This window comes from Petrocella sp. FN5 (assembly GCF_029210395.1).
In the GTDB taxonomy this organism is placed as follows: domain Bacteria; phylum Bacillota; class Clostridia; order Lachnospirales; family Vallitaleaceae; genus Petrocella.
Genome location: NZ_JARGDP010000087.1, coordinates 1 through 9,535, shown reverse-complemented (window position 1 = coordinate 9,535; position 9,535 = coordinate 1). Strand labels below are relative to the sequence as shown.

At 39.4% G+C, this 9,535-nt stretch carries 6 protein-coding genes; all 6 read left to right on the top strand.

The features are described from left to right. Positions 1–2,261: S-layer homology domain-containing protein (locus P0N36_RS13540; protein WP_275843391.1), on the top strand; the 2,261-nt coding region annotated here is incomplete at its 5' end. 166 nt (positions 2,262–2,427) lie between these two features. Next, positions 2,428–4,050 (top strand): putative bifunctional diguanylate cyclase/phosphodiesterase, encoded by a 1,623-nt coding sequence (locus P0N36_RS13535; protein ID WP_275843390.1) that lies wholly within the window; start codon positions 2,428–2,430, stop codon positions 4,048–4,050. Between the two features lie 255 nt (positions 4,051–4,305). Further along, a complete protein-coding gene (locus tag P0N36_RS13530) occupies positions 4,306–4,965 on the top strand; it encodes a response regulator transcription factor (RefSeq protein WP_275843389.1) in 660 nt (219 codons plus the stop codon). A 385-nt stretch (positions 4,966–5,350) separates the two neighbouring features. Then, the gene (locus P0N36_RS13525) at positions 5,351–6,886 is read left to right on the top strand and encodes a sugar ABC transporter ATP-binding protein (RefSeq protein WP_275843388.1); all 1,536 of its coding nucleotides are present in this window, start codon (positions 5,351–5,353) and stop codon (positions 6,884–6,886) included. A gap of 28 nt (positions 6,887–6,914) precedes the next feature. Beyond that, entirely contained in the window at positions 6,915–8,114 is a 1,200-nt protein-coding gene (locus tag P0N36_RS13520) for a sugar ABC transporter permease (RefSeq protein WP_275843387.1), read from the top strand. Positions 8,115–8,213: 99 nt separating this feature from the next. After that, positions 8,214–9,347, top strand: coding sequence for a substrate-binding domain-containing protein (locus P0N36_RS13515; RefSeq protein ID WP_275843386.1), 1,134 nt, complete (start codon positions 8,214–8,216; stop codon positions 9,345–9,347). The last annotated feature ends 188 nt before the right edge of the window (positions 9,348–9,535 follow it).

Sequence of the window (9,535 nt, the reverse complement as noted above, 5' to 3'; positions counted from 1 at the left end):
TACTTATTATAGGTTTACAAAGTGGATTGGTGTATGCAGCATCACCAAATTTTATGGCAGATACACCTACCTTTGTGTTTAGTGATGATTCAAGTGCCATATTTAACACTGCATCAGATCAGGATGTTACCATATATTATTTGGTTACAGATACCGTTAGCCATCCGCCTTCAAGTGAAGAAGTAAAAACAGGGGAGGATTATGGAGGTGTAACAATCATAACATCAGGCAATACGCCTGCGGTAATTGAGGAGATGACTCAAGTTAATATAATTGGCCTGGAACCTGGGTCACCTTACAATGCATATTTTGTTTTAGAAAATTCAAGTCATGAGTTGTCAGAGGTAAGGATGATTGAAAGTTTTGAAACTCAAGTCTCAACATATGCTTTAATCTATAACGGGAACGGTAATACAAGTGGTGCAGTTCCAATAGACGGAACCAGCTATTATTTTGCAGATATAGCTACTGTACTTGGAAATACAGGGGATTTAGTTAGAACAGGCTATACATTTGCAGGTTGGAACACATTAGCGGATGGCAATGGCACAAGTTATGGGGATGACGATACCTTTGTTATTGGAACATCAAATATAACTTTGTATGCACAGTGGACAAGTATTGATTATACGGATGCAAATCTATCAGGTCTTATTATCAGCAGTGGACTATTGAATCCGGTGTTTCAATTAAACGAAAGAGTTTTCACTGTAAGTATTGCAAATGACATTAGTAGCATCACGGTGACGCCAGTAGACGAAGATGAACAACAGGCCACAATAAAAGTAAATGGCGTAAATGCCACAAGTGGACAAGCTTTTCCAGTCAATCTTAATGTGGGTAGCAATACAATTATGGTCGTGGTTATGGCTCATGATGGAGAAGCAACGGAAACATACACAATTACAGTTACTAGAGCTGCTTCAAGTGGTGGTAACTCTAGAAAGAGAACAAGGACACCACCTTCTGTGACCCAAGAAGCGGTTGCTATAATTGTTAACGGAAAAGTTGAAAGTGCCGGAACCGAAACAAAGACCACTGAAGAAGATAAGTCAGTTGTATTAGTAAAAGCAAATAGTCAAGTTATTGAAAGCATAATTGAAGACGCAATTATTAACGACAATCAGACGGGAAGTAACAATCTGATCCAAATTCTTGTTACGGACACGATATCCGATGTGGCAAAAGTGGAATTAACGGGTGACATGATTAAGAAATTTGAAGATAATACCTTTGATCTATCGATTAAACGGGATAACGTGGAATACTTAATTCCGGCTGGAGCGTTCACTATTTCGACTGTAGCAAAAGACTTTGGCGTAACAGATACTTCACTCAAAGATATTATAATTGAAGTTAAAATTACAAAATTAGATGCATCCGTTGTAACAAAATATAATGAAGTGGCTAAAGCCAATGGTGTAGCGTTTATTTTCCCACCTATTGCCTTTGAAATCATTGCAAAAACAACAAAAGCTGATGGTGCAACGGTAGAGACGGTAATTAGCAAATTCAACAACTACCTAGAGCGCATCATGGAAATTTCACCAGAGGTGGATTCAAGTAAGATTACCACCGGTGTTGTATTTAACCCGGACGGGACTTATAGCCATGTACCAACAGAAGTGTACCAAAAAGAGGGTAAGTGGTATGCGAAGCTAAAGTCACTTACTAATTCCCATTATTCAGTAGCTTGGAATCTTATAACAGTGAAGTCAGTTGAGAACCACTGGTCAAAAGATGCAGTTAACGACATGGCCTCAAGACTTGTCATCCTTCATGCTGAACACTTTGATCCAGACAAAGCAATCACAAGGGCTGATTTTACGGACTACATTGTCAGAGCACTCGGACTTTATAGAGTTGGTTTAATCAATGAATTTAAGTTCAAGGATGTGAATATAAAAGATGAAGGAAGGCAAGCTATCCAGATTGCTCATGCGTATAATATTGTAACGGGATATCCTGACGGAACCTTCAGACCGGATCAGATGATTACAAGAGAAGAAGCTATGGTAATCTATCATAGAGCAATGGTAATTACAAAGTTGATAGGTGTTGATCAAAATAGGTATCAAAGCTACACAGATTATGAAGAAGTAGAGGAGTGGGCAGCAACCTATGTAAGAGAAGTATTATCTGCTCATGTATTTAACGGAACAACAGCAACAACGATTACACCGAAAGCCAATTTGACTTATGCAGAAGCTACACAGGCAATTAAGAATCTGTTGGTGACATCAAAGCTTATTAACAAGTAATATAAATTTACCTAATCATTTAATGCATCCTACCTTATAATAAAATAGGAATTCGAACGCAATAAGACGTAGTCGAGTTTCTATTTTTTTATTTAAAACATCATATTAGCTGACAACATAGACAAGTGACTATATTTAGGGGTACAATCTAATTATAAGGGTTATTATGGTAAAACATATAGAGAAACTTGTTATTATAAGTAAACAGATGATGGGAGAGCATAGTCGAATGAAAAATAATTATCATAAAAAAGAAAAAAAGAAAGTAAAGAAAGTAAAAAGAAGGGCAGAAACAGTAGAAGAACTCGCCAATGCGAATAAAGAAATAGCCAATCAAAAAGAAGAAAAAGCAGATGTGGAAGCAGATTTGGTTATTGCAAACAAAGAAGTGGACAATCAAAAGGAAGAAAAAGAAGATATAGAAGATGAGCTAGCCGCCACGATTAAAGAACTAGTCAATCAAATAACCCTTCGGAAAGAAGCACTTGAAAAAATAGAGCAGATTATGCATTATGATTCACTAACAAGCTTGCCAAATCGCATGATGCTAGAGAATAAACTACAGCATGAAATCAATATAGCTAAAGATCAAGAAAAAAAGATTGGAATATTATTCTTAGATCTTGATGACTTTAAACCGGTTAGAAATACCCTCGGACAATTACACGAGGGAGAATTTATCAAAGCCGTTGCAAGGAGGCTTACAAATCTTATTCAAGAAAGCGGTATTGTGGCTAGGTTAGGTGGCGATAAGTTTATCATAATGGTCCCAAACTCTGAGAGTTCCGAACATGTACGGAAAGTGGCAAATAAAATCATTAGTGCCTTTAGAGAACCATTCGAAGTGAATCAAAATGAAATCTATGTGACAGTCAGTATTGGGATTTCCGTTTTCCCAACAGATGGGGAAACCCATGGAAAACTTATTAAGAACGCAGAATTAGCCATGTATAAAGCTAAGGAAAAGGGTAAAAACCAGTCGGTTCTTTGTACCACAATCATGAAAGATATCATAAGAGAAAATATGAAATTGAGCAATGGCTTGTATAGAGCTTTGGAAAGAGATGAACTGGAAGTATATTATCAACCCCAAATTAGTCTGGATACAAAGAAAATAGTTGGTCTTGAAGCTCTTCTTCGCTGGAATCATCCGGTGTTAGGTGTGGTCCCTCCTGGAAAATTTATTTCTTTAGCGGAACAAAACGGATTAATCATTCCCATCGGTAAGTGGGTATTACATACAGTTTGTAAGCAAAACAAAACATGGCAGGAAGCAGGTTTGACACCGATTAGAATTGCAGTGAATCTGTCTATCATCCAGTTTCAGAATCTTGATATTGTGAACCAGATTAACGAGGTACTAGAAGTAACCAAGCTATTACCTAAATATCTTGAACTGGAAATCACAGAGAGTATTGCCATGCGGGATACCAAATATATTATTGATGTATTAAATACCTTTAGGAAACTGGGTATTTATATTTCAATTGATGATTTTGGAACCGAGTTTTCTTCGTTACAATATTTGAAACTATTGCCAATCAATAGAATCAAAATACCAATGCCATTTATCCAAGGCATTAACGTAGATCAACGAGATGAATGGATTATTGAAACCATTATAGTTCTGGCGAGAAAAATGGGATTAGCTGTTATAGCAGAAGGTGTTGAAACTAGACAGCAGGATTCATTCTTAAAGAAAAGATTATGTGGCGAAATACAAGGTTATTACTATTATAAGCCCATGTCGGCTAAAGATATTGAAGCACTTTTACAAAAGAGCAGTTGATACTATACATCTCATCACTTACCCTTTTAGAACTTTTGGGATGGTCTTTTTGATTACAAAGTACTGTAAAGCTATATCAGGTCGTCTGATTGCAGTTTTTGAAAACTAGTGATATAATCCATAGTTGATAGGTTCATTCATTCATTCATCCATTCATATAAGGGCATGAATAAAAAATTGTTAAGTAAGAAAAATCCATAACGATTAATGGATGAATTTATTGTTAGTAAAAATATCAGTAAGGTGGGCTAAACCGTGATAAAAATACTTATTGCCGATGATCAAGAACTCATTCGACATAGTTTAGAAATCATATTAAAGAATGTTACCGATATTCTAGTTATTGATTCAGTTGGAGACGGAAAAAGTGTGATTCGATCCATTCGTAAAGAGAAGCCGGATGTGATTTTAATGGACATACGTATGCCTGAGATGGATGGGGTACAGTGTACAAAAATAATAAAAGAAAGTTATCCGGACATTAAGATAATTATATTAACTTCCTTTGATGATGATGACTATATATTAAGTGCATTAAGAGATGGGGCATCCGGTTATTTATTAAAAGGTATAACGATTGATGAGTTAGTAGATGCAATACATAAAGTGCATTCAGGTAGTGCAATGATTAATCCGAACATTGCACAAAAATTCATTGAACTCTATTCAGAAATGGCTAAGAACAATCAATTGGTACAAGTGGATAAAAAAGCAATTCATGATGTAACAGAGTATGAATGGAATGTGATAAAACATGTAGCAAAAGGCCTATCCAATAAAGAGATTGCATCGAAGCTTAGATTATCTGAAGGAACGGTACGTAATTATTTAAGTAACGCCCTATATAAATTAAACTTGCGTGATCGAACACAACTTGCTTTATGGGCTGTTCAAACAGGTAAGAGCGAAGGATAACATCATGAATTAATACTATAATTTTCATAGGGATAAAATCAAATGCGTAGATCTCCAAAATAGGAGGTCTTTTTTTTGTGCTTCTTTTTTGATATGAGCAATTTCAAGACAAAGAGATGGAGCCTCAAGTGACAAATGTCATATGACCTTGACATATGTCACTTGAGGAATATGACACTTGGCAATGATATCCTATAGGATTTTTGGTTAGAATGTATCTAAAGTGATGACAATGTAAGGGTAGAGATTATTAGGCAGATGTGCAATATAATGTAGGGCCATAGTCGCAAGGGGTATTGTCCAGCATAAAGAATTGAATTTTGCCGAGAATGACAATATGCAGTCATTGTTGCTTGTAAAGTAAAAGTGTAAAAGGAGTGTGATTATGGAACATCCTATAATTCTACAGATGCAAGGGATCACTAAAGTTTTTCCGGGCGTTCGGGCCTTAGATGATGTAACACTTGAGGTACATAGAGGTACCATCCTCTCAATTTGTGGCGAGAATGGTGCAGGAAAATCAACCTTAATGAAGGTTCTATCCGGTGTTTATCCTCATGGTACCTATGAAGGAAAAATTATCTATATGGGAGAAGAAGTGACATTTAAAGACATCAAAGAATCAGAGCATGCCGGCATTGCAATTATTCACCAAGAGTTAGCCATGGTTCCAGAACTATCCGTTACCGAAAATATCTTTTTAGGAAATGAGATTATTAGATATGGATTGATTGACCGGGAAGCACAACGGGACCATACGGTGGAGGTGCTTAAGAAGGTGGGATTAACAGTTGACCCGGACACCTTGATTAAGCACTTAGGCGTAGGACAGCAGCAGCTGGTAGAAATTGCAAAAGCACTTTCCAAAAATGTTAAGTTGCTTATTCTAGACGAGCCGACCTCTGCACTTAATGAAGCCGACTCCGCAAACTTACTTGAACTTATGCGTGGACTAAAGGACTTAGACATTACCTGTATTATGATCTCCCACAAGCTGAATGAGATTGCGGCCATATCCGATGCGGTTACAGTTATACGCGACGGTCGCACGGTCGAAACGTATGCTGTGGAAGCCGGACGGGTGGATGAAGACCGTATTATCCGTGCCATGGTAGGACGCTCCATTGAAAATCGTTTTCCGGTGCATGTATCAAAGCCCGGCGAGGTGATTTTCGAGGTGGCCGACTGGCGCGTGGAGGACCCTAATAATCCAGGGAGGCTGGTCTGCAAGAACTCTAATTTCAATGTCAGAGCAGGAGAAATTGTCGGCTTTGCCGGTCTTATGGGGGCAGGAAGAACAGAGCTGATGCGATCTATCTTTGGTCACAACTACGGAATCTTCCTTGGCGGGACGATTAAGGTCAAGGGTAAAGAGATTCACGTTAACTCAGTAGCCTCAGCAATTCGTCAGGGTATAGCCTATGTGCCTGAAGATCGGAAGAATTTGGGACTTAATCTTTTAAACAGTATTCGCATAACTACAGTATCAGCCAATCTAAAAGGAATTTTGCGTGGTGGGCTTCTTGATTTGGATAAGGAATATGAAGTTGCAGAAAAGTACCGACGTTCATTAAGGGTTAAAACGCAAAGTGTTGACCGAGGTGTAGCCACTTTATCGGGAGGAAACCAGCAAAAGGTTGTTCTGGGTAAGTGGATGTTTACAGGTCCGGATGTTCTAATACTGGATGAGCCTACCCGAGGGATAGACGTTGGCGCCAAATACGAGATTTATCGACTAATTCATGAACTTGCAGATCACGGGAAAGCAGTCATAATAGTTTCATCCGAGTTGCCCGAGCTCATTGGCATAACGGACAGGATTTATACCATTTTTGAAGGTGAAATAACGGGCATGATAGATAGCAAAGAGGCTCAACAAGAAAATCTCATGAAAATGATGACAAGTTCTTCAGGGTCGTAATCTAAATAAAGAATAGGGAGAAATTGTTATGATATACATTAAGAAAATATTTGGTGACAAGTTGCAAGATTACACCATGGTTCTCGCCTTGGTAGCACTTGCCATCATCTTCAATATTATTTCAGAGGGGAAAATGATTACTTCCTCCAACTTTCAGAACTTAATATCTGGTAATGCCTATGTCATGGTGCTGGCGCTTGGAATGATGATGGTCATAGTCATCGGACAGATTGACTTATCCGTCGGATCGGTAGCTGGTTTCTCAGGTATGGTCATGGCTATTGCCGTTCGGGATTTAGGCTTAACTTGGTGGGTTGGTGTGCTCCTAAGCCTTGCAGTAGGGGCCTTGATAGGGGCTTGGCAGGGGATGTGGGTGGCCAAACTTGGCATTCCGGGTTTCATTACAACATTGGGTGGTATGATGATTTTCCGTGGTGGGGTGATCTGGATCTCAAAATCAATATCAGTACCGGCACCAAGGGAACTGAAAATATTTGGTGCAGGACATTTACCTGAGTGGGGACCGACTTTTACAGGCATGAACAACTCGACACTACTACTGGGTATAATCGCAATTACCGCTTTCGCCTTCACGCAACTTCGTAAACACAATCGGTCCAAAAAAACAAAAGAACTATGGCCGGTATTGGTTCGGATTGCCCTGGTCAGTGTTGTTATTGGTTATTTAACATGGATTTTTGGTACCGGACGTCCGGGCACATCATTTCCAGTTCCAGGCTTGATTCTTGTGGTTTTGGTCCTAATCTACCATACCATTACAACGCGAACTACATTTGGTCGCCATATATATGCTGTTGGAGGCAATAAAAGCGCTGCGGCATTATCTGGTGTCAATGTACAAAGGACATATTTTCTAACCATGCTCAATATGTCATTCCTTGCTGCTTTGGCCGGAATCATGTTTGTTGGACGCTCTAATGCAGCAGGTCCGTCAGATGGTGTTGGATGGGAATTGGACGCTATTGCCTCCGTATTTATTGGCGGTGCTGCTGTTTCAGGTGGCGTTGGAACCATTGTTGCAACCATGGTAGGAGGCCTGGTAATGACCGTGCTCAACTCCGGATTGATGCTTATGGGGGTTGGGGCTGATCGTACTCAAGTTATTAAGGGTCTTGTGCTTCTTGCGGCGGTTGGTATCGATGTTTTCAACAAGAAGGAAGGACGCCAATCCATAATAGGAAGGCTATTTCCTAGCAATAGTAAGTAACTTATGGAACGTAACTCTATCAACAGTAGATTCAGGAAGATTGTTGGTTGGGATTACATAATAAGTCGATGGACTTAAAACAGAAGGGTGGAATATGAAATGAAAAAATTACTATCGTTATTAATCATGGTATCTCTTATCACCGTAATGGTGGCAGGTTGCGGTAAAACGCCGGAACGCGCTGAGCCAGCTACTACTGAAGCTGAATCTAGTGAATCAAGTGAAACGCCTGAGGCACCTGCTGCAGAAGAAGCAGGCTTTGCAGCAGATGCAGTCATCGGTGTTGCACTACCCTGGCTAGGGACTCAGAACTGGGCAGAAGCAGATGAGATGTTCAAAAGCAAATTGGAGGCTGCTGGATTTAAAGCAATCGTTCAACATGCGGATAACAAAGTTCCAACACAACAACAACAAATTGAGTCCATGGTTCAAAATGGCGCTAAAGTAATCGTTGTTGGTCCTGTTGATGGTTCTCAACTTGGTGGTGTTCTAGAAGAAGCAGCTGCGGCCGGTATCTTTATCATCGGATATGACCGCCTTATTGAAAATACGACAGCGATTGACGGTGTTGTGCAGTTTGACAGTATCAAAACAGGCGTACTTCAAGGTGAAGCTTTACTGACTGGACTTGCAGCTCAAAAAGGCGAAGGCCCTTATAACATCGAATTATTCGGTGGTGGCCCAGCTGACCCTAACGCGCCAAACTTTTTCAAGGGTGCTATGACAGTGCTTCAACCTAAGATTGATGATGGTACAATCGTTGTTGTATCCGGTCAAACAGACTTTACTCAAGCGGCTACTTTAGACTGGGACAATGCAAAAGCACAAGCGCGTATGGATTCACTTCTTTCAGGGTTCTACTCAGATAAAGAAATCCACGGTGTTCTTTGCCCTAACGACGGCATTGCGCGTGCGGTTATTACAGCTTCTGGACAAGCAGGACAAGAAACGCCAGTGACTTCAGGCCTTGATGCTGAAAACGAGACGGTTACTTGGATCTGGGAAGATAGACAATACTCAACAATAGCAAAACCAACAGACACGTTGGTAAGCAAAACAATTGAGATTATCAAAGCACTACAAGCTGGTAACGGATTACCTGCACCTGATGAGACTACTGATAATGGTATGAAAGAAGTAGGCATTTATGCGCTTCCACCACTTGTTGTAACCAAAGAAAACATTAAAGAAGCATTTGCAAATGATCCAGGTCGTTTGGAGTTACTAAAATAGGAAGCCCCAAGAACTTACATAAATGAACGAATCGCTGTCATCTTGATGGTGAATTAATTAAGTTTACTTTCAAAAGTGCCAATAAGACTATTGGCACTTTTGTTAATCATTATAATCAATTTATAGGATGGCTGCGACATAGAGAAGGTAATAAATAGAAATTATATATAAAAACATTGTCTAAGTAG